Annotated in this window: 20 protein-coding genes and 3 pseudogenes; 10 read left to right on the top strand and 13 right to left on the bottom strand. The window is 70.6% G+C overall.

The annotated features are described in order from the left end of the window. Nucleotides 1–2: 2 nt before the first annotated feature. The 4 genes and pseudogenes from OHS70_RS01775 to OHS70_RS01760 all read left to right on the top strand — a co-directional run bounded on the left by OHS70_RS01775 (nt 3) and on the right by OHS70_RS01760 (nt 3,333). Nucleotides 3–1,583: an amidohydrolase gene (locus OHS70_RS01775; RefSeq protein WP_328392875.1), complete on the top strand. Its 1,581-nt coding sequence runs from the start codon at nt 3–5 to the stop codon at nt 1,581–1,583. 95 nt (nt 1,584–1,678) lie between these two features. Further along, nucleotides 1,679–1,807 (top strand): hypothetical protein, encoded by a 129-nt coding sequence (locus OHS70_RS01770; protein ID WP_328392873.1) that lies wholly within the window; start codon nt 1,679–1,681, stop codon nt 1,805–1,807. A gap of 638 nt (nt 1,808–2,445) precedes the next feature. Beyond that, nucleotides 2,446–2,658, top strand: a pseudogene (locus tag OHS70_RS01765) (ferritin-like domain-containing protein); the annotation flags it as partial. Between the two features lie 165 nt (nt 2,659–2,823). Then, on the top strand, nt 2,824–3,333 hold the full coding sequence (locus OHS70_RS01760) for a GNAT family N-acetyltransferase (protein WP_443062718.1): 510 nt from the start codon (nt 2,824–2,826) through the stop codon (nt 3,331–3,333). Nucleotides 3,334–3,417: 84 nt separating this feature from the next. On the opposite strand, the pseudogene OHS70_RS01755 reads toward OHS70_RS01760, so the two are convergent. The 5 genes and pseudogenes from OHS70_RS01755 to OHS70_RS01735 form a co-directional block, all read right to left on the bottom strand. Beyond that, nucleotides 3,418–4,359: pseudogene (locus OHS70_RS01755) on the bottom strand (acetylornithine transaminase); the annotation flags it as partial. A 194-nt stretch (nt 4,360–4,553) separates the two neighbouring features. Continuing rightward, nucleotides 4,554–5,474, bottom strand: coding sequence for an acetylglutamate kinase (gene argB / locus OHS70_RS01750; protein WP_328405361.1), 921 nt, complete (start codon nt 5,472–5,474; stop codon nt 4,554–4,556). 75 nt (nt 5,475–5,549) lie between these two features. Next, nucleotides 5,550–5,726, bottom strand: a pseudogene (locus OHS70_RS01745) (bifunctional ornithine acetyltransferase/N-acetylglutamate synthase); the annotation flags it as partial. Beyond that, nucleotides 5,723–6,763 carry an N-acetyl-gamma-glutamyl-phosphate reductase gene (argC, locus tag OHS70_RS01740; protein WP_328392869.1) on the bottom strand — a complete coding sequence of 347 codons (1,041 nt, stop codon included), beginning with the start codon at nt 6,761–6,763 and terminating at the stop codon, nt 5,723–5,725. The gene argC and the pseudogene OHS70_RS01745, both read right to left, overlap by 4 nt. Before the next feature lie 45 nt (nt 6,764–6,808). Next, entirely contained in the window at nt 6,809–7,465 is a 657-nt protein-coding gene (locus OHS70_RS01735; protein WP_328392867.1) for an isochorismatase family protein, read from the bottom strand. Between the two features lie 435 nt (nt 7,466–7,900). Between OHS70_RS01735 and OHS70_RS01730 the strand changes: the two genes are divergently transcribed. From OHS70_RS01730 to OHS70_RS01720, 3 genes are read left to right on the top strand one after another with little or no spacing between them, the layout of a single operon-like run. Further along, the gene (locus tag OHS70_RS01730) at nt 7,901–8,761 is read left to right on the top strand and encodes an ABC transporter ATP-binding protein (protein ID WP_328392865.1); all 861 of its coding nucleotides are present in this window, start codon (nt 7,901–7,903) and stop codon (nt 8,759–8,761) included. Further along, a complete protein-coding gene (locus OHS70_RS01725; RefSeq protein ID WP_328392863.1) occupies nt 8,758–9,735 on the top strand; it encodes an iron-siderophore ABC transporter substrate-binding protein in 978 nt (325 codons plus the stop codon). Before OHS70_RS01730 ends, OHS70_RS01725 begins: the two co-directional genes overlap by 4 nt. 4 nt (nt 9,736–9,739) lie before the next feature. Continuing rightward, nucleotides 9,740–11,806, top strand: coding sequence for an iron ABC transporter permease (locus tag OHS70_RS01720; protein WP_328392861.1), 2,067 nt, complete (start codon nt 9,740–9,742; stop codon nt 11,804–11,806). A 130-nt stretch (nt 11,807–11,936) separates the two neighbouring features. Here OHS70_RS01720 and OHS70_RS01715 read toward each other — a convergent pair whose 3' ends face one another. Both OHS70_RS01715 and OHS70_RS01710 read right to left on the bottom strand, forming a co-directional pair. After that, complete coding sequence (locus OHS70_RS01715) at nt 11,937–12,857, bottom strand: LLM class flavin-dependent oxidoreductase (protein WP_328392859.1); 921 nt, start codon at nt 12,855–12,857, stop codon at nt 11,937–11,939. Nucleotides 12,858–13,160: 303 nt separating this feature from the next. Continuing rightward, the gene (locus OHS70_RS01710; protein WP_328392857.1) at nt 13,161–13,781 is read right to left on the bottom strand and encodes an isochorismatase family protein; all 621 of its coding nucleotides are present in this window, start codon (nt 13,779–13,781) and stop codon (nt 13,161–13,163) included. Nucleotides 13,782–13,888: 107 nt separating this feature from the next. Between OHS70_RS01710 and OHS70_RS01705 the strand changes: the two genes are divergently transcribed. Further along, nucleotides 13,889–14,881 carry an ArsR/SmtB family transcription factor gene (locus OHS70_RS01705; RefSeq protein WP_328392855.1) on the top strand — a complete coding sequence of 331 codons (993 nt, stop codon included), beginning with the start codon at nt 13,889–13,891 and terminating at the stop codon, nt 14,879–14,881. A 93-nt stretch (nt 14,882–14,974) separates the two neighbouring features. Here the strand turns inward: OHS70_RS01705 and OHS70_RS01700 are convergent, their stop codons facing one another. The 5 genes from OHS70_RS01700 to tkt form a co-directional block, all read right to left on the bottom strand. Further along, on the bottom strand, nt 14,975–17,365 hold the full coding sequence (locus OHS70_RS01700) for a glycoside hydrolase family 65 protein (RefSeq protein WP_328392853.1): 2,391 nt from the start codon (nt 17,363–17,365) through the stop codon (nt 14,975–14,977). Further along, nucleotides 17,362–18,105, bottom strand: a complete 744-nt coding sequence (locus OHS70_RS01695; protein ID WP_328392851.1) for an HAD family hydrolase — start codon at nt 18,103–18,105, stop codon at nt 17,362–17,364. The genes OHS70_RS01700 and OHS70_RS01695 overlap by 4 nt, the downstream gene beginning before the upstream one ends. Before the next feature lie 156 nt (nt 18,106–18,261). Beyond that, the gene (gene zwf, locus OHS70_RS01690; RefSeq protein WP_328392849.1) at nt 18,262–19,719 is read right to left on the bottom strand and encodes a glucose-6-phosphate dehydrogenase; all 1,458 of its coding nucleotides are present in this window, start codon (nt 19,717–19,719) and stop codon (nt 18,262–18,264) included. A 3-nt stretch (nt 19,720–19,722) separates the two neighbouring features. After that, nucleotides 19,723–20,754 carry a phosphogluconate dehydrogenase (NAD(+)-dependent, decarboxylating) gene (gene gnd / locus OHS70_RS01685; RefSeq protein WP_443062548.1) on the bottom strand — a complete coding sequence of 344 codons (1,032 nt, stop codon included), beginning with the start codon at nt 20,752–20,754 and terminating at the stop codon, nt 19,723–19,725. Nucleotides 20,755–20,811: 57 nt separating this feature from the next. Continuing rightward, nucleotides 20,812–22,875 carry a transketolase gene (gene tkt, locus OHS70_RS01680; protein ID WP_328392846.1) on the bottom strand — a complete coding sequence of 688 codons (2,064 nt, stop codon included), beginning with the start codon at nt 22,873–22,875 and terminating at the stop codon, nt 20,812–20,814. 1,062 nt (nt 22,876–23,937) lie between these two features. Between tkt and OHS70_RS01675 the strand changes: the two genes are divergently transcribed. After that, on the top strand, nt 23,938–24,951 hold the full coding sequence (locus OHS70_RS01675) for an LPXTG cell wall anchor domain-containing protein (RefSeq protein ID WP_328392845.1): 1,014 nt from the start codon (nt 23,938–23,940) through the stop codon (nt 24,949–24,951). Between the two features lie 136 nt (nt 24,952–25,087). Here OHS70_RS01675 and OHS70_RS01670 read toward each other — a convergent pair whose 3' ends face one another. Further along, nucleotides 25,088–25,681: an arsenate reductase/protein-tyrosine-phosphatase family protein gene (locus OHS70_RS01670; RefSeq protein ID WP_328392843.1), complete on the bottom strand. Its 594-nt coding sequence runs from the start codon at nt 25,679–25,681 to the stop codon at nt 25,088–25,090. A gap of 268 nt (nt 25,682–25,949) precedes the next feature. Between OHS70_RS01670 and OHS70_RS01665 the strand changes: the two genes are divergently transcribed. Then, nucleotides 25,950–26,786, top strand: a complete 837-nt coding sequence (locus OHS70_RS01665) for a WecB/TagA/CpsF family glycosyltransferase (RefSeq protein ID WP_328392841.1) — start codon at nt 25,950–25,952, stop codon at nt 26,784–26,786. Nucleotides 26,787–26,807 lie beyond the last annotated feature (21 nt).

The following is a 26,807-nucleotide window of genomic DNA, read 5'->3' as shown; positions in this document are numbered from 1 at the left end:
CCATGCTCTGTACGAGGCTGACGAACGCGTACGTCCTCACCATGGACCCGGACCATCCGGTCGCCCATGACCTGGGCATCTGGCGCGGCCGGATCGTGGGCCTGGACGACGCGGTGACCTCGCTGCCCGCGCGAGAGGTGATCGACCTTCAGGGAGCCACCGTCCTGCCGGGCTTCATCGACAGCCATGTCCACCTGGCGTGGACCGGGCTGAAGGCGAGCACCCCGAGCGTCGCCCCCTGCAGACGGGTCGAGGATGTCCTCGCGGTCGTGCGGGAGGCTGTCGCCCGAAGGGGCACGCCCGGTGCCTGGGTGGATGTCGCCGGATACGACCAGCGGGCCCTCGGCCGGCACCTGACCGCGGCCGAACTGGACCGGGTCAGCGACGGCCGCAAGGTGTTCCTGATGCACGACTCCGGGCACGCCTGCGTGGTGAACAGCGCCGTCCTGGAGCTGTTGCCCGCCGATGTCCCGCACCAGGACGGCTTCCTGGCGGAGAGCGCCATGACGGCCGCACGGCGGCTGCGCCTGCCGTACTCGCAGGCCGAGCTCGCCGACGCCATCGAGCATGCCGCCCGGATGTGCCTGGCCGAGGGGGTGACCGCCTGCGCCGAAGCGGGCATCGGCGGCGGCCTCCTGGGGCACAGCCCGGTCGAGCTCGGCGCCTACCAACTGCTCCGGGACCAGGGCCGGCTGTCCCTGCGGGTCCAGCTCATGGCGGCCGGTGACACCCTGCGGCCGCTGCCCGCACACCGGGACGACGGCATCCCGCGGTCCCTGGACCTCGGCCTGCGCACCGGGTTCGGCGACGACTGGCTCTCCGTGGGAGCACTCAAGATCTACACCGACGGCGGGATGATGGCCCGCACGGCGGCGCTCACCTCCCCGTACGAGGGCATGACCCACACCGGCCAGCTCCAGCAGGACCCCGAGGCCCTGGCCGACCTCATCGTGGACGGGCACCTCGCCGGGTGGCAGCTCGCCGTCCACGCCATCGGGGACCGTGCCGCCGACATCGCGCTGGACGCCCTGGAGCGGGCCCAGCGGCTGCGCCGCCGGCCGGACGCGCGCCACCGCATCGAGCATGCCGGACTGATACGACCCGACCAGCTCCCGCGCTTTGCCCGCCTGGGTCTCAGTGCCGTGATCCAGCCCAACTTCCTGCGCTACTTCGGTGACGACTACGCGGCGATCATGGGCGAGGAGCGGGCCGCGTGGATGTACCGCGGCCGGGCCTTCCTCGACCACGGCGTCACGCTCGTCGGCAGCTCGGACCGGCCCGTCACCGACGGCTCGCCGCTGCGCGCGATCCAGTTCATGGTGGAACGTGCCTCCACGTCCGGGCAGATCATCGGCCCCGAGGAGGGCATCACCGTCGACGAGGCCCTGCGCGCCTACACCGTCGCAGGGGCGTACGCCTCCCGGTGGGACGACAGCGCGGGCACCCTCACCCCCGGCAAGCGCGCCGACCTCGTGGTGCTGGCGGACGACCCGCGCCGCGTCGATCCGTCCAGGATCGGGGACATCGAGGTCCTGGCGACGTTCGTGGACGGGCGGGACGCGAAGGAGGCGAGCAAGCTGTGAGCACTCCGGCTGACAACCTCCGGCGACACGCGCCTCTTTGGGAACCGCCGAGGACACCGGCGCGGTGGGTCATCTGGCACACGGGCGAGGACAGCATGGTCTTCGACACGAAGCTCAACATCCCCGCCCCCGTGGACGACGAGGTCCTCGGCGAGGTCGTGCGCCGGATGCGTGCAGCAGGGGCACCGGAGAGCAGCGAGTACCCGGGCCGCCCCTGCGGATAGGCCCTGTCCGGGCGACCTTCGAGGATCAGCCTGCGGCGTCGGATGCATGGGCCCCAGGCCCGCCAGGGCCGAGGCGTGGGGCTTCCCCAGGCCCGCCAGGGCCGAGGCGTGGGGCTTCCCCAGGCCCGCCAGGGCCGAGGGGACGTATCGCAAGCCGGTAGGGGTACCGCCCGGCCCGAGGCTGGGGAAGATCGCCCTCGTACTGGACGCACTCGGGCGACTCCGACAACACAGCGAGGTGCCGTAGCTGGGGGTACCTCCTGGGGGTCCCCCCGGACGGAGTCCTGGGGGAGAAGCTCTGGGGGAGCCCCGCGGGCCCGACAAGATCGCCCGGACAGGGCCTGGCGACGACCCCGGCGGACGCGGGGACGGTCCCGCTGCCGGAGCCGGGGGAGTCGTTCTCCGAAGTACGGGTACGGGCCGGGCGCGTGAGCGAGTTCGCATCTCGCGGGCCATGGGCCGGCGTCGGCACCGAGGTGGAGCCCACGCCCGAAGAGGGGGCGACGCTGCAACCGGCCGAGCGCGCCGAACTCGCGGCCCTTGCGCCGCAGGCCCGCCCTGCGCGTGGAGAACGCCAGTCCGTACTGAGGCTCAACTCACTGGATCCGGCCCGTAGTTCGGCGCGAGGATGCGCGCCTGACCGGCGGATCGAGGTGGAAGCGATCGACCGGCTCCGGCAGGGCGTCGAGCAGATGCACAGCAAGGGCGACATCACCTCGGCGAACACCTTCGAGTCGATCCCGGCGGACGAGGAGCACCACATCGACCACCTCGACACGCAGTTGGACCTGATCGGCACGCTCGGAGAGGCCCTCTGCATCGCTCAGCAGGTCGAACAGCCAGGTGGCTGATGGCTGATCGAGGGACCTCGGTGGGGCCCGACTTGGTCAACAGCTTAGGTGAGGCTAACCTTGGTCTGACTGTTTCACCGAGGTGACGCGGCGATTGATCGCTTCCTCGCCCGGTGGAACCGAGGAAGGAACGCCTTGATCACGGCCATGCCGCGCCCCGGAACGCTGTTGTCCCGCGCGCCCCACCCGCCTTACCTGCCCCACATCCCCACGTTCTCCGTGCGCTCGGCCCGCCCACGGGACGCCGCCGCTCTCGCCGCTCTCTCACGTCCGTTCATCCGCTCGGGCGCACTGCGCGAGCGGCCGTTCCACGTCTACGCGTGGCAGGCGACCGACTTCCTGGTGGCCGAGGCGCCTGACGGCACCCTGGACGGCTGCCTGGCGCTGCGTGTCGACCCGGAGCCGACGCGCGACGGCCGGGCCCTCGGGGTCCTGTACAACTTCTGCGTCGCGCAGCACATGCAGGGCAGCGGTGTGGGGGCGCGGCTTCTGGGCGCCGCCCTGGCCCGTGGGCGGGCGCAGTCTCTGGACGCGCTGTTCACGGCAACGACCGGCAGCGGCCGTCTCTTCCTGCGGTACGCCTTTGCTCCGGCCTGCCCGAGCCTCGCCCCTGCGGCCTGGGCACGGTCCCTGGACCCCGCGCGGGGCGCCCGCGTTCTCGGCCGCGTCCTGTGATCGCCACCTTGTGAGCAGCCACGACGAAAGGGCGGGGCCCGAGCAGGAACGGCTGGGCCCCGCCTTTTTCGCACCGCGTGGACGTCAGGTGCCGAGGATGGCCGGCAACGCCCCCACAAACTGAGCGATCTCCGTCTCCGTGACCGTCAGAGCGGGAGCCAGCCGCACGGTCCAGGCGCCGGCGGCGTTCACCAGGAACCCGGCCTCCTGTGCTGCCCGCTGAATCCGGGCCGCGACCGGCTCGGTGAGCGCGACTCCCAGCAGCAGCCCCATGTCCCGCACCTCGCGCACCAAAGGATGCTTCAGCTCCTCGATCCCGCGCCGCAGCAGTTCCTCCGCCCGCACGACATGGAGGAGCAGGCCCTCGGTCTCGACCGTCTCCAGTACGGCGAGCCCGGCCGCGCACGCCACGGGGTTGCCGCCGAAGGTCGAGCCGTGGTGCCCGGGGCTCAGCAGTTCCGCCGCCGCGCCGAACGCCACCGTGGCGCCGATCGGCAGCCCGCCGCCCAGGCCCTTGGCCAGGGTCACCACGTCGGGGTCCACGCCGGATACCGCCTGGTGCGCAAACCAGTGGCCGGTACGGCCGATCCCCGTCTGCACCTCGTCCAGCACGAGCATGCTTCCCGTGGAGCGGGTGATGTCCCGGGCTGCCCGCAGATAACCGTCGGGAGCCGGAATCACGCCCGCCTCGCCCTGGACGGGCTCCATGAAGACGGCCGCGGTGTCCGCCGTGACCGCGGCGCGCAGGGCCCCGGTGTCCCCGTACGGCGCATGCGTCGCGTCGCCGGGCAGCGGGAAGAAGGGATCACGCTTCGCGGGCTGCCCGGTCAGGGCCAGGGCGCCCACGGTCCGCCCGTGGAAACCGGCCTCCGTCGCGACCAGATGGGTCCGTCCCGTTCTGCGGGCGATCTTGAAGGCTGCCTCGACGGCCTTCGTACCCGAGTTGGCGAAGAAGACCCTGCCCGGTCTGCCCAGCAGCTGCAGCAGCCGTTCCGCCAGAGCGACGGCCGGTTCCGAGACGAAGACGGCTCAGCGGAGAACCGGCCCACACAGGAAGGGTTCCACTGCACCGCCTGCGGCCACTCGGCGCATGCGGACACGGTGGGAGCCCTGAACGTTCCACGGGCCGGGCTGGCCCGTCGCAAAGCCCAACCGGCATAGCGAGAAACCCCTTCGTTTACGAAGGGGAGGAGTCACCATCACCGCTCGCCAGCGGTCGGTCAGCGGCGCGGCGTCGGCAGCGGTCCGCCCGTCTCCTCGCTGTCGGGTACGACCGTGGTGCCGGGGCTCCTCTCGGTGAAGACGCCGCGCAACACCGCGTGCGGAACCCGTCCGTCGAGCACGTGCGCCCGGCCGACTCCGGAGCGGACCGCCCGCAGACAGCCCTCCATCTTCGGGAGCATCCCGCTCGCGAGGCCCGGCAGCAGCCCGTCCAGCTCACCGGCGGTCAGACGCTCGATCACCTCGGTGCTGTGGGGCCAGTCTGCGTACAGGCCCTCCACGTCCGTCAGCATCACCAGACGCTCCGCGCCGAGCGCGACGGCCAGCGCGGACGCCGCGAGATCCGCGTTGACGTTGTAGACCTGCCCGTCCGTGCCGCGCGCGACCGGTGAGATCACCGGGATGCGGCCCTGCTCCAGCAGCGCCCGTACGGTATCGGGGTTCACGGCCACGATGTCGCCGACCAGGCCGATGTCCACCGGCCGGCCGTCCACCAGGGCGGCGCGCCGTACCGCGGTCATCGTATGCGCGTCCTCGCCCGACATACCCACGGCGAACGGCCCGTGGGCGTTGACGGCACCGACGAGCTCACGCTGGACCTGACCCGTCAGCACCATCCGGACCACGTCCATGGTCTCCGGAGTCGTCACCCTCAGACCCGCCTCGAAGCGGACCTCCAGGTCGAGCCGGGCAAGCATCGCGCTGATCTGCGGTCCGCCGCCATGCACGACGACGGGATGCAGCCCGGCGTGCCACAGCTCCACCACGTCCTGGGCGAACGTCCGGTGGAGCGCGGGATCCACCATGGCGTTGCCGCCGAACTTGATGACGACCGTCCGGCCCTGGAGTTCCTCCTGCCAGGGAAGGTCCCCTGCCGGCAGGTCCGCCGCCGCCACGCTCTGTTCGACGGGAGCCTTCATCCCTGTACCCGTCCCATTCATGAGCTGTAGGCGCTGTTCTCGTGGACGTACTCGGCGGTGAGGTCGTTGGTCCGCCAGCATCCGGCGTGACCAGCGCACCGGCGCCGCCTGTACCCGGTTCGAGGTGAAGACCCCGGCGGCGGCACGGGACGGCCCCTGGTTCACGACCAGGGCCAGGTCGGGATCGCCGGATTCCTTGATGCCGGCTGCCACACCGCTCGCAAGGAACCCTCTGGCAGCGGTCACGGTCACGGAGCCACTCCATTCGTGGGCAGGCCCAGCCACTCCGGCAGGCCGAGGGCGACATTCATGCTCTGCACCGCGCCACCCGCGGTGCCTTTCACCAGGTTGTCGATCGCGCTCACGCAGACCAGACGGCCGGCGGCCGGATCCACGGCCACCTGCACCTGCGCGGTGTTGGAGCCGAGGACGGAGCCGGTGGAGGGCCACCGGCCGGGCGGCAGCAGCCGGACGAACGGCTCGTCGGCGTACGCCGCTTCGAAGAGGGTGCGCACCTCGTCCGTACCGCAGTCGACGGCCACGCCGGGGCGCAGACGCGCCGAGCAGGTGGCCAGAATGCCGCGTGGCATGGGCGCCAGAGTCGGGGTGAAGGACACGGTGACCAGCTCGCCCGCCACCTGCGACAGATTCTGCGTCAGCTCCGGGGTGTGGCGATGGACGCCCCCGACGCCGTACGGGGTCATCGAGCCCATCACCTCGGAGCCCAGCAGGTGCGCTTTGGCCGCCCGGCCCGCGCCCGAGGTTCCGCTGGCCGCCACGATCACGGCTTCGGGCTCGACCAGCCCGGCCGCGTAGGCCGGGAACAAAGCGAGGGTGGCCGCCGTCGGGAAGCACCCCGGTACCGCGATCCGGTTGGTGCCGCTCAGCTCGTCCCGGGCGCCGGGTAGTTCGGGCAGTCCGTACGGCCAGGTCCCGGCGTGCTCGCAGCCGTAGAAGCGTTCCCAGTCGACGGGGTCGCGCAGACGGAAGTCCGCGCCGCAGTCTACGACCAGGGTGTCCCTCCCCAACCGGCGGGTCAGCCGCGCCGATTCACCGTGCGGGAGAGCGAGGAACACCACGTCGTGCCCGCGCAAGGTGCCCGCCGATGTCTCCTCGAGTGTCCGGTCTGCGAGAGCGGACAACTGCGGCTGCGCCTCGCCGAGCGCCTGGCCGGCGCGGCTGTGTGCCGTCACAGAACCGATCTTCACGCCGGGATGTGAGTCCAGCAGGCGCAGAATCTCGCCGCCGGCATAGCCACTTGCTCCGGCTACCGCGACCCGTACGGTCATGTTCTTCCGTCTTTCCTGTCAGATGGGGACATGCGAAGGGGAGCGTCACGCGTCCCGAGGGGCTCTGTGGAGCAGCAGGTCGCGCAGCAGGGCGTTGGTGGTGCAGACCTTGCCGCTGTGCGCGGCCCACCGCAGGGCCATGGCGTGCTCCTCGGCGGAGAAGTCGGCCACGGCGTCCGCGACGACGAACGGCTGAATGTCGTTCATGAAGGCGTCCGCGGCCGTCAGAAGGACGCCGAGGTGCGCGTACACCCCACAAATGATCAGTTGGTCACGCCCTTCCGAGCGCAGCAGCCTGCCGAGATGACTGCGCAGGAAAGCGTTGTGACGCACATTGGCGAGCAGATGTTCACCGGGGCGCGGGGCCAGCGGCTCGATGATGGCTGCGGCCTCGGGGTCGTCCCCGATGCCGGGGCCCCAGACATCCGCCACGAGCCCACGCTTGTCGGGCTGTTGGGCAGCTGGCTCAGCACTGAAGACCACCGGCATACCGAGCGTTCCGGCGACTTCGCGCAGGGCGGCTATGTTCTCGACGAGCTCCACGACAGGGGAGCGTTCCGGCGGGAACGCCCCTACGAAATGGTTCTGCATGTCGTGGACGAGCAGCGCGGCGCGTTCGGGATCGACGTCCCAGAGTGCGCAGGAGCGGGGAAGTGCCGAACGGTCGGGCATCTGGTAGGCGTCGATGACCGGCAACCCCATGGCTGTTCCTCCCCTTGATGAAACTGCCGTGCACACCTACTCTGGCAAGGTTTAGCTTAGCCTAACCTAACTTCGATCTCGTGTCGCTGCCCATGCTGCCGCCGGTGGCCGAGGCCGTGCCACCGCTCCTCCGGTGTGTCGAGCGGCTGCCATGTGAACGACACGGCCACGAGCGGTACGCCGAAGGGTGACGCGCGCCACGCGCGGCCCGTACCTGTTGTGCGCGACGTGTTCGGTGTGTCCTGGGCGTCTGTATGTTCAAGTGCCTGGATGCGCCGGGTGGTTGGAAGGTGCCGGGGTGCCGCGGATGCGCGGTGTGGGTATGGCCGAGGCGGGCGGGGTGGGGAGCGGGTCCGAGTGGCCGGGGCGCCGATGTCGGCCCGTGGTTCCGGCCCCGGTCCGAACCCTGTTTTAGGTTAGGCTAACCTTCGCGGCGTGAATGTTGGTGGAGAGAACTCCGAGGCCACGCGTCCACGCGGTCATGAACTGTCGGCCACGGGCGTCACCGTGGCGTATGACGGTGTCGATGTCGTGCACGACGCGTCGCTGTCGCTGCGGCCGGGCGAAGTGACCGTCCTGGTGGGTCCGAACGGCAGCGGGAAGTCGACGCTCCTGCGTACGATCGCGCGTCTGCAGCGGCCCAGGAGCGCCACGCTCACCCTCGACGCCGACACGGACGGCCTCGCCCTGACCTCCCGTGAGTTCTCGCGGCATGTGGCTCTCCTGACGCAGGGACGCCCCACGCCCAGCGGGCTGACCGTACGGGACGTCGTCGAGTTCGGCCGCTACCCGTACCGGGGCCGCTGGGGCAGGTCAGACCCGGGCGGACGGGCCGCTGTGGAGCGCGCGCTCGCCATGACGGGCGTCGAGGAACTCGCCGAACGCGGCGCCGAGCACCTCTCCGGAGGACAGCTGCAGCGTGTATGGCTCGCCGGCTGCCTCGCCCAGGAGACCGGCGTGCTGCTCCTCGACGAGCCGACGACCTATCTCGACCTGCGGTATCAGGTCGAACTCCTCGACCTCGTCCGCGACCTGGCGGACGACCACGGGATCGCCGTGGGCGCCGTCCTGCACGACCTCGACCAGGCCGCGGCCGTCGCCGACCGGATCGTGCTCCTCCACACGGGACGGATCATCGCCGACGGCCTCCCAGAGGACGTACTGACGGCGCAGCAACTCACCGACACGTACGGCATCCGCATCGAAGTCGACACCGACCCCCTCACGGGCCGGCTGCGCACCCGCGCGATCGGCCGGCACCACACGCGAAGCGAAAGGCTCAGCACCACCTCATGAGACGCCTCCTCCTCACCGCCGCAGCCGCCACCGCCGCGGCGCTCACCCTGACCGCCTGCGGGACGACCGAACCCGCCGCCGATGACGCGAAGAAGACTGCCGAACGCATCACCCTCACCGACGCGTCCGGCGCGAAGGTGCAGCTCGACGGGCCCGCCAAGAAGGTCGTCGGAACCGAGTGGAACGTCGTCGAGAGCCTCATATCGCTGGGCGTCGACCCCGTCGGAGTCGCCGACGTCAAGGGCTACAAGACGTGGGACACCGCGGTCCCGCTGAAGAACGAGCCCAAGGACATCGGCACGCGCGGGGAGCCGAGCATGGACACCATCGCCGCCCTGTCGCCGGACCTCATCGTCGCCACTTCCGACCTGCCGCCGGCCGCCGTGAAGCAGCTGCGCAAGGTCGCCCCGGTCCTGGAGGTGCGCCCTGCGGACGCCGCCGACCCGATCGGGCAGATGACGAAGAACCTCGACCTCATCGCGCAGGCCACGGGCACCACGCAGCAGGCCGACAAGCTCAAGAAGGACTTCGAGGCGAAGCTCGCCGAGGGCAAGAAAACCCTCGCCGATGCCGGTCTCGCCGGTACGAAGTACGCCTTCGCCGACGGATACGTCGTCTCCAACCAGGTCTCGATCAGGCCGTACACCGGCGGCTCGCTCATCGGAGCCGTCAACGAGAAGATCGGCCTGAAGAACGCCTGGACGGTCAAGGGCGACGAGAGCTACGGGCTCGCCGCCACCGACGTCGAAGGACTCACCAAGCTCGGCGATGTGCAGTTCGCGTACATCGGCAGCAACGGGGACAAGAACAGCACGCCGTTCACCGGCGCCCTGGCGAAGAACTCCGTGTGGACGTCGCTGCCGTTCGTGAAGAAGGGCAACGTTCACCGGCTGCCCGACGGCATCTGGATGTTCGGCGGTCCCGAGTCGATGGAGGCGTACATCGACGCCACCGTCGACGCGCTGACGAAGTAACACCATGGCCGTCACCGCCACCACCACCGCCACCCGTCCGCCGGCGGCCACGTCCCGGACGGGCGCGGCCGCGGTGACGGCCGCGCTCGTCCTCCTCGTCGCGGGCCTCGCGATCGTCGACATCACCCAGGGCACGGCCGCTGTCGGCGCCCCCGAGGTCTGGAAGGCGCTCACCGGACGTGCCGACCCGGCCGACGCGTCCGTCGTCATCGCCTCCCGGCTGCCGAGGATGACCGCGGGGCTGCTCGTCGGAGCCGTGCTCGGAACGGCGGGCGCCGCACTGCAGGCGGTCAGCCGCAACGTGCTCGCCTCGCCCGACACCCTCGCGGTGAACGCGGGCTCCTACCTGGCCCTCGGACTGGTCGCCGTCACCGGCGTCTCGCTCCCGCTGCTCGCCTCCTCCGGCGTCGCGTTCGTCGGCGCCCTCGCGGCGGCGGCCGTCGTGCTCGGGCTGTCGGGTCTGGGCGCCGGCACGGTCCGGCTCGTTCTCGCCGGCAGCGCCCTCGCTCTCGGCCTCACCGCCGTCACCGAGGGGCTGCTCCTGCTGTTCCCCAGGCAGACCGAGGGCCTCTACCAGTGGAACCAGGGCAGCATCTCGCAGAACGGGTTCGACGGCGTGCTGCAGTTGGCGCCGATCGGCTTCGCCGGCCTCGTCGGACTGCTGCTCGTCGCCCGCCGGGTCGACGCCCTGGCCCTCGGCGACGACGCGGCGCGCGGCCTCGGCGTCCCCGTTCGCGCCACCCGCGTCACGGCGGTCGTGCTGGCCTCCCTGCTCTCCGCGGCAGCCGTCACGCTCGCCGGACCGATCGGGTTCATCGGCCTGTGCGCCCCCGCCCTCGTCCGCCCCCTCGCCCGCAGATTCGGGGCCTTCTCCCGGACGCGGTCGAGCGTTCCGGTCGCGGGCCTCGCCGGCGCGGTGCTGGTGCTCGGCTCGGACGTGCTCCTGCGCGCCGTCGTGCCGGCCGACGTGGCCGTCGCCGTGCCGACCGGCGTTGCCACCAGCCTCGTCGGTGCCGTGTTCCTGATCGCGATGGCCACCCGGGTCCGGGACACCGCCGGAGCTGCCGCAGCCGACCGGCTGCGTATCAGGAGCCGGGCCGTCTTCCTGACCACCGCGGCGGTACTGGCGGCGGTGCTCATCGGAGTGACGATCGCCGCCGTGCTGCTGGGCGACAGCAAACTGCTGCTCGGCGACGTGGTGAACTGGGCACAAGGCAGGGCGGGCCGGACCGTCACCTTCGTCCTCGACACCCGGGTGCCCCGGGTCCTCGCGGCGCTCCTCGCGGGCGCGGCACTGGCCCTGGCCGGGGCGCTCGTCCAGGCCGTGACCCGCAATCCGCTCGCGGAGCCCGGTGTTCTGGGCGTCTCCGGCGGGGCCGCGCTCGGCGCCGTGTTCCTCGTGACGACGGTGCCCCTCGCCGGGTCATGGAGCCTGGCCGGTGCGGCGTTCGCGGGCGCCGCCGTCAGCTCTGCCATCGTCTTCGGGCTCGCCGCGCGGGGCGGGTTCCAGCAGAACCGGCTCGTCCTCGTCGGGTTCGGCGTCGCCACCGGGACCGCCGCGCTGATCAGCCTGCTCATCGTCCTCACCGATCCGTTCAACGCGACGAAGGCCCTCACCTGGCTGTCGGGCTCCACCTACGGACGGACCCTGCCCGACGTGGCGCCACTTGCGGTCGTGCTCGCCGTTGGGCTGGTCGTCGCGGTCCTGCGGCGCACGGAACTCGACCTCGTGTCGCTCGATGAGGACACCCCGAGGCTTCTGGGGCTCGATCTGGCACGGGCGCGCCTGGGCTTCCTCGTGCTGAGCGTCCTGCTCAGCGCCACCGCCGTCGCCGCCGCGGGCACGATCGGCTTCGTGGGACTCGTGGCACCCCACGCGGCCCGGGCCCTCGTGGGCCGGCAGCACGTCCGCGTGCTGCCGGTCGCGGTGCTGCTCGGCGCCGTTCTCGTCTGCACCGCGGACCTGCTGGGCCGTACCGTGATCGCGCCGGCCCAGTTGGGCGCCGGCCTGTTGACCGCCGTGATCGGCACGCCGTACTTCCTGTGGCTGCTCGTGCGCAGCCGCCGGTAGGGCCACTGGTGCCACCCGCCGTCAGTACGGGCCCGGGGGCCCCTGCCCGGTTCCACGGCGCCTGCCCGCTCATCGGCTGCGTGTGTCGCGCCGGGCCATGGCCGTTCCTGCGCCGACGCAGGAGTGCTCGTCAGCGGGCCTCTTGGCCCATCGTCCATGGCTTGGCGAGGAGAGCGCGTGCCACGGGCACAACGTCGTGGGCGAAGCGGTGGATCTGTTCGGTTGTGGAGCGTTCGGGCCAGAACACGAAGGTGCGGAAGGGCTGCTCGGTGGCGAGGCGGGCGATGAGGCGGGCCCACTGGTCGGGGGTGCCCCGGACCGGTGCGGCGCCGGTGCGGGCCTCGGCGTCGGCGGGTCGGTCGGTGATGGTGCCTACGATCTGCGCCATGCGCATGATGTCGTCGGGCTTGCGACCCGCTTCCCGGGCGGCGGTGTCGATGCGGGCGTTGGCCTCGGCCCACTTCTCGTACTGCAAGTAGCTGGGAATGGGCGCGGCCCAGCCGTCGGCGATCCGCCCGGTCTGGGCCAGTGCTCGCGGCCCCTGCGCGCCGAGCCAGATCCCGATGGGGTGCGCGGGTGCGGGGCCGGCCTGGACCCCGTCCAGCCGGTAGTACCGGCCCTCGAACCGGACGGGCCGGCCGGGGCTCCACAGCGCGCGCAGGATGTGGACGGCCTCCTCCACGGCTTCGATGCCCTGGCGGGGGGTGCGTCGCGCGACGCCCATCTCCTCGATGCTTTCCCAGTAGCCCCCGGCGCCCAGGGCGAGTTCGAAGCGGCCGCCGGAGACCAGGTCCAGCGCGGCCGACGTCTTGGCCAGCATCGCCGGTGGCCGCAGCGGCAGGCTGGCCACGTCCGGGAAATATGTGAGGTGCTCGGTGTGGGCGATCAAGTGGCCGATGAGGGTGAACGTGTCGGTCAAGGCCGGCATGTAGGGGTGGTCCTGGATGCCGACGAGGTCGAGGCCCCCGTCCTCGGCTGTGGCGACCAGCTCCAGATGGTGGGCGATATCGGTGGTCGGCATGAGAGAGAACCCGAAGTTCAGATCGCTCATGATCGGGTTCCTCTCTGTCGGTCGCCCGCCAGGAGCGCGGCACTCTCGCGAGGGCAGGCGGGGTGGCGTGGGTCATCGTTGCGCTGAAGGCCAGGGCGGACAGTCGCCTTCAAGTGGGGCAGGTGTGCTTCGGGCATGGTCCCTCAAGGGCCGGTGGTCGTTGAGCGTCGTGGGTGCGGGCCTCACCATGGCCGGGCGGAAGTGACAGACGGACCGCCGGCCATGGCGCGACTCGGTGACAGGTGGTGCGGCCGCCTCTGTGTCCCGCCCGGGGTGGCGCGGCGGGGAGGGCGGCGTGCGGTCTCAGCGGGAGCGGGCCGCCACGAACTGCCCGACGAGCGTGGCGAACGGCATGTCGAGGTCTTCGTAGACATGCGGCGCGATCGGGTGGGCGTTGTCCGCGAGCATCTCGACGACCAGGCTCGCGTAGTCGCTCACGATCACCCCTGCTTGGTTCAGGCGCGCCAGGCCGGTCTCACGCTTGGTCGCGGAGAAGGTGCCGGATGCGTCCACGGCGACGTAGGCGGTGTATCCGGCGGCGGTCGCCGAGATCGCGGGGAGGGCGGCACAGACCTCGAGGGAGGTGCCCGCCACGATGATCCGGTCCCGTCCGAAGGATTCCAGTGCGCCGCGGACCCGCTCGTCGTGCCAGGCGTTGACCGTCGAGCGGTCCATCACCTCCAGGTCCTTGGGCAGTACGGCCTGAAGTTCGGGAATGAGCGGGCCCCACAGTTCGTCGGCCGACGTTGTGGTGGCGATGACGGGGATGCCGAGCCGCACGGCCGCGCGGGTCAGAGCGGTGACGTTGTGCTTCAGTTCGTCGGTGCCCATGTCCCTGACGCCGGTGAGCAGTCCGATCTGGTGGTCGACGAGGAGGAGTGCGGCGTTCTCGGTGGTGAGCGGCTCGTGGAACGGGTTCGACATGGTCAAGTCCTTTACATCCATGGTGGGTCCGACGCCCACCGAGGTTCGGCGCGGGGCGTTGCACCGATGGTTGACCACACGGGCCGCTCTGAGTGAATGTTTCAGTTGTGGCTGAATCCTCATCCTCGTCCGCCCCGTGCGCAGAGTTCGACTTCGCGCCGGGCGACCTCGCCCGTCTGCGCTTTGCCTTCTCTCCCGTCTCCGAGGCGGTGGCCAGCCTGCGCATGCTGCAAGACCCGGGTCGGCATGCCCTGCATCTGCCGTGGATTCGGGCTGTGCGCCCCCTGCTCGGCGAACTGGACCTGGAGTTGCTGTTCGCGCTCGCCCCACCAGGCCCGTACATCGCCGACTTCCTGACTCCACCGCCGACCAGTCCGCTGCCGGACATCGGCGCCGAACTCCACCTCGTGGCCAGTGCGGATCCCGACAAGGCGGCAGCGGAGGCGGCACGGGTTCCGGCCGCACATTCGCCGACGGTGCAGCAGTTCCTCGCCGATCCGGCCGCCGGGACCGTGCGCGTGGCGGACCTCCTTCGGCGCTACTGGGACCCGGCGCTCTCCCCGTACTGGCCTCAGATCCAAGGGTTGTTCGACTCGGAAGTGCTGCGTCGTTCCCGTCAGCTCGCCCGGCAGGGTGCGGCGGCGATGTTCAACGACCTGCACGGCAACATCAGTTGGAACGGCGGACGGCTGCGCGTGACCACGCAGGCGTGGCGTCGTACAGGCCCGCTCCTGGGCGACGGAATGATCCTGGTGCCGAGCGTCTTCCACTGGCCCGACACGACCGTGATGGCGGAGCCCTACCAGCCGATGCTCATCTACCCCGCCCCCGGCGTCGCCACGGTGTGGCAGCAGGGGATCGTGCCCACCGGCGAGGCGCTCACCGCCCTCATCGGCCGTACCCGTGCGCGGATCCTCGTCGCCTTGGCGGAACCGGCCACCACCGCCGTGATCGCTCGCCGACTGTCCATGCGGCCGGGCGCGGTGAGCCAGCACCTGAAGGTGTTGCACGCCGGCGGACTGCTCAGCCGCAACCGCACCGGCCGCGAAGTCTTCTACGCGTCCACTCCGCTGGGCCGCGCCCTTTGTGCGGCGTCGTAGCCGGTCGCCGTCGACCGACCGGACGCGGAACCCGTACCCCCGTCGAGCCCGGCACCGGGACCCGCACCGCCACCGAGCCGGCCGGCGCACAGGTCAGTCGGCCGCCTCCCCGGCCGCCGGCTCCTCGGCGCCCGCACGGTCGGCCGGGCGACGCCCCTTGGGCTGCTGCGGTTCGGGCCGCACGGGCATCGGGGGGAGGGGACGCTGAACCGTCTCTGCCGCCGAGACCGTGAGCGGCTCGCCGTGGTGCAGGATCTGCAGCGGGTCCCCCTCCACCAGGGTGTAGCGGGCCGCGGTGCGGCTGATGTCCACCCGCAGCCTGCGCCCTCGCAGCAGCACGGTGAACTTCAGGCCGGAAAGACGCTCCGGCAGCCGGGGGGCGAAAGCCGGCCGACCGGCCGCACCGTCGTGCTGGCGCATTCCGCCGAGCCCGGTCACCAAGGCGATCCAGGTGCCGGCGAGGGACGCGATGTGCAGCCCGTCGCGGGTGTTGTGCTCCAGGTTCTCCAGGTCCATCAGTGCCGCCTCGCCCAGATAGGCGTACGCCAGCCGGAGGTGCCCGGTCTCCGCGGCCAACACGGCCTGGCAGCACGCCGAGAGCGAGGAGTCCCGCACGGTCAGCGGCTCGTAGTAGGCGAAGTTGCGGGCCTTCTCCTCGGCCGTGAAGGACTCCGAGCAGGTCAGCATGGCGAGGACCAGGTCGGCCTGCTTCACGACCTGCTTGCGGTAGAGATCGAAGTAGGGGAAGTGCAGCAGCAGCGGGTACTGGTCCGGCGAGGTGGAGTCGAAGTCCCAGTGCTGGAAGCCGGTGAACCCGGCGGACTGCTCGTGCACGCCCAGCGTCTCGTTGTACGGCACGGCCATCCGGGCGGCTGCGTCGCGCCACGCGGCGGTCTCCTCGTCGTCGACCCCCATTTCCTCGGCCCGGTCGGCGTGGCGCCCCGCCGTCTCCGCGGCGGCCATCAGATTCCGACGCGCCATCAGGTTGGTGTACAGGTTGTCGCGGGCGATGGCGCTGTACTCGTCGGGGCCCGTGACGCCGTCGATGTGGAAGGTACCCTCCGGGTCGTGGTGGCCCAGCGAGTGCCACAGCCGTGCGGTGTGCACCAGCAGTTCCAGCCCGGGCCCCCGCTCGAACGTCTCGTCGCCGGTGGCGCTCACATAGCGCACCACGGCGTCGGCGATGTCGGCATTGACGTGAAAGGCCGCCGTGCCGGCCGGCCAGTAGGCCGAGCACTCCGCGCCGGTGATGGTCCGCCACGGGAACGCCGCTCCGGCCAGCCCGAGCTGGTGGGCCCGGTCGCGCGCAGCGGGCAGGGTGGCGTGCCGCCAGCGCAGGACCGGCCCGACGGCTCGGGGGGCCGTGTAGGTGAGCACGGGGAGGACGAAGGACTCCACGTCCCAGAACGAGTGCCCGTCGTAGCCCGTGCCCGTCAGGCCCTTGGCGGGGATCGCCCGCTCCTCGCCCCGGGCCGCTGCCTGGAGCACATGGAAGAGGGCGAAGCGCACGGCCTGCTGGATCTCCGCGTCACCGTCCACCTCGACGTCGGCGCCGGACCAGAAGTGGTCCAGGAACGCCCGCTGCTCGGCGAGCAGCCCCTCCCATCCTGTGCTGCGTGCCGCGGCCACCGCCGCCTCGACCTGGTCGTGGACGGCAGGCAGCGACCGCTCGGCGGACCACCCGTAGCCCACGAACTTCACCAGCCGCAGCTTCTCCCCGGGCGCCAGCGTTGCCGTGACCGTGAGCCTGCTGACGTCCGGTTCGCTCTCTGCCGACCATCTCGTCCCGTCGGGTCCTTCGACGATGTGGTCGGCGGTGACGGCCACCCGCTGGCCGCTCATCCTGGTGCGGTGCACCAGCCGAAGACGGGTGTCCTGGGCGAAGTCCTCCTCCGGCTGCAAGGGGGAGTCGATCGCGGCCGCGACCCGCGGGTCGCCGGCGTCGTGGGGCATCTGCTCGTTCGCGAGCAGCTCGGACTGGACGGCGACCGTGGCGCCGGCGTCCAGAGGCTCCACCTCGTACGCGATCGCGGCGACGGCCCGTTGCGTGAACGACACCAGCCGGTGCGAGGTGATGCGCACGGCGCGGCCGGCCGGTGAAGTCCACTCCGCGGTGCGGTGCAGCACTCCGGTCCGGAAATCCAGTACCCGCTCGTGTGCCGTCAGTTCGCCGTACCGCAGGTCGTAGGGGTGGTCGTCCACGAGAAGCCTGATGATCTTTCCGTCCGTGACGTTGATCATCGTCTGGCCGGACTCCGGATAGCCGTAACCGGCCTCGGCGTACGGCAATGGATGCAGTTCGTGGACACCGTTGAGATAGGAGCCGGGCAGTCCGCACGGTTCGCCCTCGTCGAGATTGCCGCGCCATCCGATATGGCCGTTGGCCAGGGCGAACACGGACTCGCTCTGGGCCAGGACGTCGAGGTTCAGCTCGGTCTCGCGCAGGCACCACGGCTCCACCGCATAGCTGGGATGGGTGATCATGGTGACTCCAGCAGCTCGGCGAGGTCCTTCACGACGACATCGGCGCCGTGAAGGCGCAGTTGAGCGGCCTGTCCGGTCCGGTCGATGCCCACGACGATGCCGAACGCCCCGTCCCGGCCTGCCTCCACCCCGGCCAGGGCGTCCTCGAACACCGCAGCCGTACCGGGCTCGGCCCCGAGGGCACGGGCGGCGGCCAGATAGGTGTCCGGTGCCGGTTTGCCCCGCAGCCGCTGCTCCCGGGCGACGATCCCGTCGATGCGCTCCTCGAAGAGATCCTCGATGCCGGCGGCGGCCAGTACGTCACGGCAGTTGGCACTCGACGAGACGACGGCGCGCCGCAGACCGGCGTCCCTGGCGGCGCGCACATAGGCCACGGAGCCCTCGTACGCCTCCACGCCCTGCTCGCGGATCTTGCGGAGTACGAGGTCGTTCTTGCGCGAGCCCAGACCGATCACCGTCTCCTCGTCCGGCCCGTCACCCGGAGCGCCGTCGGGCAGGACGATGCCGCGCGAGGAGAGAAAGGTGCGGACCCCGTCCTCGCGGGGGCGGCCGTCAACGTACTCGTCGTAGTCATGGACGGCGTCGAACGGCACGAACGACGTGCCCTCTTGCTCGGCGCGCCGCCGCAGGTAGCCGTCGAACATCTCCTTCCACGCCGCCGCATGCACTTTCGCGGTACGGGTGAGGACGCCGTCGAGATCGAACAGGCACGTGCGTACGTGATCCGGAAGCCCCAGCATGCCGTCGAGGCTAGAAGGGCGCGGCAGCCCCCGGGGGCGGCAGGCGCAGCCCGCCGCGCCAGGCGTAGCCCGTGGGGATGACGCCCGGGTGTCATCCGGAGCAGCCGGGACGCGACGGGCCCCGGCTGCCCGTGCCGCGGTGGCGCTCCTGGAATGTCAGCGGCGGTCCGGCAGGCTCCAGCGGTACGGCGCGATGAGCCGGTCGATCGACTCCGGGCCCCAGGAACCGGGCGCGTAGGGCTCGACCGGCGGCGGGTCCTCCAGCAGCGGGGTGGACGCCTCCCAGAGGCGCTCGATCCCGTCGGAGCGGGTGAACAGGGACTGGTCGCCCAGCATCGCGTCCAGAATGAGGCGCTCGTACCCCTCGAGCGCGTACATCGCGTTGAACGAGCTCGCGTAGTCGAAGACCATCTCGGCCTCGCTCAGGCGCATGGCGGGACCGGGGTCCTTCACCAGGAAACGGGCGGCGATCCGGCCGGGGTCGTCGAAATCGATGACCAGCTCGTTGCTCCGTGCCTCGGGGACGTCCCTTGCAGCCAGCGGGAACATGCGCAGGGCCGGTTCCCGGAAGCCGAGCGTGACGACATGCCGTCCCTGCCCCAGCGACTTGCCCGAGCGCAGGAAGAAGGGCACTCCGGCCCAGCGCCAGTTCTCGAGTTCCACCCGCAGCGCGACAAACGTCTCGGTGTCCGACCGGGGGTCGACGCCCTGCTCGTCGCGATAGCCCTCGTACTGCCCGCGGACCACGTGTGCCGGATCCAGGGGCCGCATGCTCTCGAAGACCTTCGCCTTCTCGTCCCTCAGGGGCTTCGCCGCGAGGGTGGTCGGAGGTTCCATCGCCACGAATCCCATGAGCTGGAAGAGATGAGTGACGATCATGTCCCGGAAGGTGCCGGTCCCTTCGAAGAACTGGGCGCGGCCCTCGATCCCGATCTTCTCCGGCACGTCGATCTGCACATGGCTGATGTGGTCGCGGTTCCAGATGGGCTCGAAGAAGCCGTTGGCGAACCGGAGGGCCAGGATGTTGTCGACGGACTCCTTGCCGAGGAAGTGGTCGATGCGGAAGACCCGGGACTCGTCGAAGACGGCGTGGATCGTCGCATTGAGGGCCCGCGCCGAGGGAAGGTCCGTGCCGAAGGGCTTCTCCACGATGAGGCGGGCGTTGTCGGCGAGGCCGGTGGCCCCGAGCATCTCGACCACGGAGGCGAACGCCTTCGGCGGCACGGCGAGGTGGAACAGGCGCCGCGGGCTCCCGCCGACGGCCCGCTCGGCCTCTTGCACGGCCGCGAGAAGCGGCCCGGGATCGTCGGGATCGGCCGCGCCGAAGGACAGCGCGTCCTCGAACTCCTGCCACGCCGCCCCTTCCGGCTTCGACCTGCCGAACTCCGCGACCGCCTCCCGCGCCCGCTTGCGGAAGTCGTCGTCACTGAGCGCGGCCTGTGACGGTGCCGAGCCTACGATGCGGTAGCGGGCCGGCAGCAGACCGGCCTTGGCGAGGTGGAAGAGTCCCGGCAGGAGCTTGCGCCGGGCGAGGTCGCCGGTGGCACCGAACAGCACGATGACGTGGTCCTCGGGGACCGGCGTGCCGTTTTCGGGCTGGGAGGGGCCGGCCACGGTTCACCCCGCCTTCTCGGCGTGACCGCCGAACTCACCGCGCATCGCGGACAGCACTTTGTCGGTGAACTCGCCCAGCCCGCGCGATTCGTACCGCTCGATCAGCGCCGCGCTGATGACGGGCGCGGGCACGCTCTCCTCGACCGCCGCCACGACCGTCCACCGGCCCTCCCCGGAGTCGGAGACCCGGCCGGTGAAACTGTCGAGTTCCGGCGAGCGGGCCAGTGCGTCCGCGACGAGGTCGACCAGCCAGGAGCCGACCACCGAACCGCGGCGCCACACCTCGGCGACCTCGGCCACGTCGATCTCGTACTGGTAGACCTCGGGCTCGCGCAGCGGGGCGGTCTCGGCATCGACGGACTGCGAACGCAGCCCGGCGTCCGCGTGCTTGATGATGCTGAGCCCCTCGGCGATGGCGGCCATCATCCCGTACTCGACACCGTTGTGAACCATCTTCACGAAGTGGCCGGCACCACTCGGTCCGCAGTGCAGATAGCCCTCGGGCGCGGTCCCGTCGGTCCGGGTCCTGCCAGGGGTGGGTTCGGCGTTCCCGGTACCGGGTGCGATGGTGCGGAAGACCGGGTCCAGCCGTGTCACCGCTCCGTCCTCGCCGCCGATCATCAGGCAGTAGCCGCGCTCGAGACCCCAGACGCCGCCCGAGGTGCCGCAGTCGACATAGTGGATGCCGCTGGGGGCGAGCTGCCCGGCGCGGGTGATGTCGTCCCGGTAGTACGAGTTGCCGCCGTCGATGACGGTGTCGTCCGCGTCCAGCAGGGCCGCAAGCTGGTCAAGAGTGGGCTGTACCACGCCGGCCGGAAGCATCAGCCAGACATTTCTCGGCTGCTCCAGCTTGTCGACCAGGTCGCTGAGCGAGGATGCCGCTGTCGCTCCCTCCTTCTCCAGCTCCTTCACGGCTTCGGTGTCCAGGTCGAAGACGACGCAGCGGTGGCCGTCGCGCATCAGCCGGCGCACCAGGTTGGCGCCCATCCGGCCGAGCCCGATCATGCCGAGCTGCATAGGTGTGTCAGTGGTCATGGCCGACCTCCACGTTCTGAGGAGCGCGGTAGTGACGGAGCAGGGTCCTGGCCGCCCTCACGTCCTCGCCTCCTGCCGGGCCGCCAGCAGTTCGCGCGCGACCTGGGCCACTCGTTGCGGGGTGAATCCGAACTTCGTGAGCAAGTGCTTCAGGGGCGCCGACGCGCCGTAGGTGTGCATGCCGATGAGGGCGCCGCCGTCGCCCACATACCGGTCCCAGCCGAACGTCGACGCCTGCTCGATGCCGACCCGTGCGGTCACCCACGGTGGCAGCACCTCGTCGCGGTACTCGCGCGGCTGACGGTCGAACAGCTCCCAGCAGGGCATGCTCACCACCCTGGCCCCGATGCCCTCGGCGGCGAGTTCGTCCCGGGCGGACAGCGCCAGGGACACCTCGGAACCGGTGGCGAGCAGGATCACCTGCGGCTCGCCGGAGGGCGCGTCGGCCAGTACGTAGGCGCCGCGGGCGACTCCCGATGCGGAGGCGAGCCGCGAGCGGTCGAGCGTGGGAAGCGCCTGGCGGGAGAGGACGAGCGCGGCCGGCTCGTGGCGCAGGGCGGCGACCAGCCGCCAGGTCTCGACGACTTCGCCCGCGTCGCAGGGCCGGAACACCAGCAGTCCCGGCATCGCGCGCAGCCCGGCGAGCTGTTCGACGGGCTGGTGAGTGGGGCCGTCCTCGCCGACTCCGATGGAGTCGTGGGTGAAGATGTGCAGAACCGGGATCTCCATCAGCGCGGACAGCCGGATGGCCGCCTTGGCGTAGTCGGAGAAGATGAGGAACCCCGACCAGTACGGCCGCAGCTTGGTCAGGGCCATTCCGTTGGCGATGGCCGCCGACGTGTGCTCCCGCACGCCCAGGTGGAGGTTGCGCCCGGACGGGTCGTCGGGTTCGAAGTCCCCCGCGCCGGGGAACGTGAGGCGGGTCTTGGTCGACGGCGCAAGGTCCGCGGAGCCACCCAGGAGCCAGGGGATGCTCTGCGCGAGAGCGTTCAGCACCTGACCCGAGGAATCCCTGGTGGCCAGACCCTTCGGGTCGGCGGGAAAGTCGGGGAGTGCGCCGTCCCACCCGTCGGGAACTTCCCTGCGCTGCATCCGTTCCAGCTCGTCGGCCAGATCTGGCCAGGTGGCGCGGTAGGCCTCGAACCGCTTGACCCAGGCGGTGTTCAGGTCGCCGCCACGGGCACCGATGCCCTCGTCGAACCGTTCACGGACACTGTCGGGCACCCAGAACTGTTCGTCCTCAGGCAGGCCGAGGAAGCGTTTGGCCGCCCGCACACCCTCGGCCCCGAGCGGCGATCCATGGGCCTTCGGCGAGTCCTCCACGGGTGAGCCGTAGCCGATGTGGCTGTGCACCAGGATCAGGGTGGGCCGCTCGCTCTCGGCCCGGAAGGTGTGGAACGCGCGCTCGACGGCGTCGAGGTCGTTGGCGTCGGCGACCGTGGTCACGTTCCAGCCGTATGCGAGGAAGCGGGCGGCGACGTCCTCGGTGAAGGCGATGTCGGTGTGGCCCTCGATGGTGACCCGGTTGGAGTCGTAGATCCAGCACAGGCTGGACAGCCGCAGGTGTCCGGCGAGCGAGGCGGCCTCCGAGGAGATGCCCTCCATCATGCAGCCGTCCCCGGCAAGCGCGTACACGTCGAAGTCGAAGAGCGGGAACTCGTCCCGGTTGTACCGCGCGGCGAGCCACCTGCCGGCGATCGCCATCCCGACGGAGGTGGCGACCCCCTGGCCGAGCGGTCCGGTCGTGGTCTCGACACCGCTCGTCCAACGGTATTCGGGGTGGCCGGGGCAGCGGGAGTCGAGCTGCCGGAACGACTTCAGGTCGTCGAGGGTCACCGCCGGGCGTCCCAGCACCTCGTAGTCGGGGTCGACCGCGCGGACCCCGGACAGATGCAGCAGGGACCACAGCAGCGCCGAGGCATGCCCCTCGGAGAGGACGAAGCGGTCGCGGTTTGGCCAGATCGGGTTCTGTGGGTCGTACCGCAGGAACCGTTGCCAGAGCGTGTAGGCGACGGGCGCGATTCCCATGGGCGTGCCCGGGTGCCCCGACTGGGCCTTCTCGACGGCATCCATGCACAGACCGCGGATGGTGTTCACCGACAGCGTGTCCAGGTCGGTCATGAGGCAACCCCGATCTCGACGGGCTCAGGTCGTCCGGCGGGCGACACACGACGAACGCCTGCTCCGCAGCTCCGGTGAGGGCTGGGCAGCACGGCGATCCGGCTGCCAGCGTGCCCGGAGCGCGGGCCGCCCGGCCTCACCCGCCACGGGTGAAAGACGGCCGCCCCACCTCTGGTCCTGCGCGTTGTGGCGCTCGTCGGGCATGAGGCACGACGGCCACCGGGCAGCGGGGTGGATCACGGCGGGGGTGAGGGCCTGATGCGGCTGCCCGCCGAAGACCCACGAGCCCCGCGCCCGGGGCCGCCGCCATGAGGTGTCTGCCCGCCCGGCCGGGGACTGTTCCCCGGACACCTCCACCGGGGGTAACGCGTCCAGATACGGGCGCACCGCGCCCGACAGTGCCGCCTCCCTGTCCCCTCCCCGCCCCGGGCAGGCGTCAGCGCCCGCCGGCCGCCGCGCCGTGGTGCAGGGCCGGCAGACACTGCCTACGGGACGAGGAGGACGCTCTCCCGGATCGGCCGGGACCACCGGGTGGAGACCGCGCCGAACGTGGCGCCGGGAGCGCCCCACCCATCGGTGTCGAGCGTGTCGAGCGACGAATCCGAGTGCCTCGCACCACCTACCGCGTCGCAGACCTCGCGGCTGGGTCAGCATGTCCGCCGGGGACTCCGCGGACGTGACCACCGGCGCCACGGCCTCCAGTGGCCAGTCGGCTTTTGGTGCAGTCACCCGGAACGCGACCCGCGACGAGACGCACCACAGCAGATCCGGGCCACGGTCGCGAGCCATGAGGGCCACACGAGTGCACCTGGTAGACCGTCCTGCCGAGCACGGTCGTGTGCCTGTTTGCACGAGGCTGCCCACGTCTATGGATGCGGATGTTTGGACGGCAGACGCAACTGTGTGCCTTCAAATGCGAACACAGACCGGGTCGGTGTTCGGACCACACGGCCACGGAGCGAAGCGGACACGGCGAACACCGCTGTTCTGCAACGCGATTTGACCCTCTATCGACCACGACGTTCACTTCTGATCAAGCGTCTTCCGAAGGAGCCCGAAGCCATGCCCAGACGCTCCGGATGGCGAGTCGCCCTGGCCGCCTCCACCGTAAGCCTCATCCTCGCAGCGCCCCTCGTGGCCGCCGAGCCGGCATTCGCACAGTACCCACCAGGCTCGATCCTGACGGTCGACGACATCACCCTGGATCCCGGACAAGAAGTCGGCTTCACCGCCACCGGTCACCAGCCCGGCGAGCAGGCTCTCGCACGTCTCGTGCCCGTGGGTGGGCCGGGTGGTGCCGGCGGCCCGTTGGGCACAGCCGCACTGAGGGGGGCAGCGGCGTTCCCGGAGCCCCTGGCAGACCGCCCCACGTTCAAACCCTCGCCCACGACCACAGCCTCGCCCTCGCCCTCGCCCTCGCCCTCACCCACATCCACACGCAAGGGCGATCACCGTGGTGATGACGATCGCAGGATCGTGGAACTCGGCACCTTCACCGTGGACGAGAACGGCCGGGTGATCGACACGATCTCCATCCCCGAGGGGATCCGGGCGGGTGTCTACGACGTCCAGCTCACCGGCCAGGTCTCGGGGATCGTGCTGTCGGCCCGCGTGACCATCTCCGGTGACGGCGACGACGGTGACGGCGACGACGGTGACGGCGACGACGGTGATCACGACGACGGTGACGGCGACGACGGTGACGGCGACGACGGTGACCACGACGACGGTGACCACGACGACCACGGTGACGGCGGCGATCACGGTGACGGCGACCACGGCCGTCCTGGGAACGACCACGACGACCATGGCCGGCCCGGACACGGAGACGACGACGATCACGGGTCGTCCGGTCACGACGACGATGGCCACAAGGATTCCCACGGCGACGACGGGGATCACGGCCGCTCGGGGAGCGGCGGCAACTCGTCCGACGACGACTCTTCGAAGCTCGCCGACACCGGCTCGGACGCGAATGCCGCACTGCTCGCAGCGGCCGGCGGCCTCGTGCTGCTGGGCGGCGGATCGCTGGTCCTCGTGAAGCGCCGGCGCACGGCCACTCAGCAACGCGACTGAGACCCGATGGCACCAAGCAGTACCGGCAGTCTCCCGTCAGCACCGCGCTGACGGGAGACTGCCTGCTTGTCGGCATGACGGTCCGTGCCCTCCCGGGCCGACCGCCCTGCTACCGCTTCCTCCCCGGCCTCGCGCGTCAGCCGGCCCGCACGGCGGCCACGATGCGCTCGACCGACTCCTCAATGCGTACTACGCACCTGCGGACCTCCTCCGGTCTCGCCCCGAGTGGATCGATCACATCGTCGTCGGTGCCGGACCCGGATGTACCGCGCCGGGCCGCCGCGCCCTTGACGAGGGCGGCGAACCGCGCGGCCGGATCAGCCATGCCCGCCCCGTCCTCGGCCCTGACCAGCCGGGCGAACTCCCGCAGGCTGAAGGCCCGGCGCAGTGCATGCACGGGGGAGAGGCGTACCGCGGCCTCGCGATGCTCCGTCGCCGCACCGAGCACAAGATCCGAGCCGTCGACGAGCGCGGCGGTCAGGCGCCGTGTGACCATGCCGGACGTGTCAACCGCCCACCCCGCGACGGACTCGGCCGTGCCCGCCGCCGGAGTCATGGGCACGGCCGCTGTCCCCGCGCTGCTGACGTGGATCGTCTGCTGATCCTCGTCAAGTCCTTCTCTCAGCAGACGTTCCGCGAGGGGCGATCGATAGAGGTTGCCGGTGCACACGGTCAGCACCCGGAATCGCGGCAGGCGCACACCGCTCGACGGGCAATCGGAATCAAGCATGGTGCAAGTATTGCCGCATTGGACAAGGCCTCTGCGTGACGCGGCCCCAGGTCATGCGGACGGGCTCCGGGCGGACGGTCGCGCAAGGTGATACAGAATCCGAATATTCAGTAATTCAATGAATCCGGCACCCGGCACGAACACTCCGCGACGGGCCTCCATCAGAGATTGAGCATCAGATGGATGTGTGATCCATCCGAGTTGCATCGGGGCAGGACCCGCGCCGCAGTGCCCCTGGTCCATGCCGGTGTCCACTATCGTGAGAAAAATGCTTCCTGTCCAGGCGGAGCGTATGGAGCCAAGTAGTGATCCGGTACCCGCTGTCCAGCCCGACTGTTTGATTGATCCGGTCCGGGCTTTGATCTGTGGTGTACCGGTGGACGCGCTCACAATGTCCCAGAGTGTCGCGGCCGCTGAACTCCTGATTGCGGATGAGTGCGCTCATCAACATGTCGCCGTGAATGCGGCCAAGCTCGTCATGGCGAAACGCGATGGGGAACTCTCACGCATTATTCGTTCATGCTCGCTGGTCAATGCTGATGGGCAGGCAGTTGTGTGGGCGAGTCGGATTCTTGGCTGCCCGTTACCGGAGAGAGTGGCCGGGATCGACCTCATGTTGGAACTCTGGAAGCGTGCGGCCGGTAATCATTACCGCGTCTATCTGCTCGGCGCCGAACCGGCGGTCGTACGCAAGGCTGCGGCCATCGCTTCACGTCAGGGCGTGAATGTGGTGGGCTGTCGTGACGGCTTCTGGGCCGAGGACGAGGAGCCGGATGTCGTGGCAGCGGTCCGGGAGGCGCGTCCCGATATTCTGTTTCTCGCGGTGCCCACACCCCTGAAGGAGCGCTTTCTGGCCCGTCACCTCACGGATCTGAACTGTGGATTGGCGGTGGGTGTCGGGGGTTCCTTCGACGTAGTGGCCGGAGTGCGGCGTCGAGCACCGGTGTGGATGCGAAAGACCGGCCTGGAATGGTCGTTTCGTTTGCTCCAGGAGCCTCGTCGCCTGCTCGCACGGTATCTCCTCGGCAACTCCAGGTTCATCGCACTCATCGTGAGTCAGGCCGTACGGCAGCGCATAGGACGCCGTGGACCGTGGCTTGCCTGACGTGTGGAGCCGTCATCGCCG

Origin of the sequence: Streptomyces sp. NBC_00390, assembly GCF_036057275.1 — a bacterium.
In the GTDB taxonomy this organism is placed as follows: domain Bacteria; phylum Actinomycetota; class Actinomycetes; order Streptomycetales; family Streptomycetaceae; genus Streptomyces.
The sequence above is the reverse complement of the archived record's forward strand: the minus strand, read 5'-3'. Positions and strand labels throughout refer to the sequence as shown.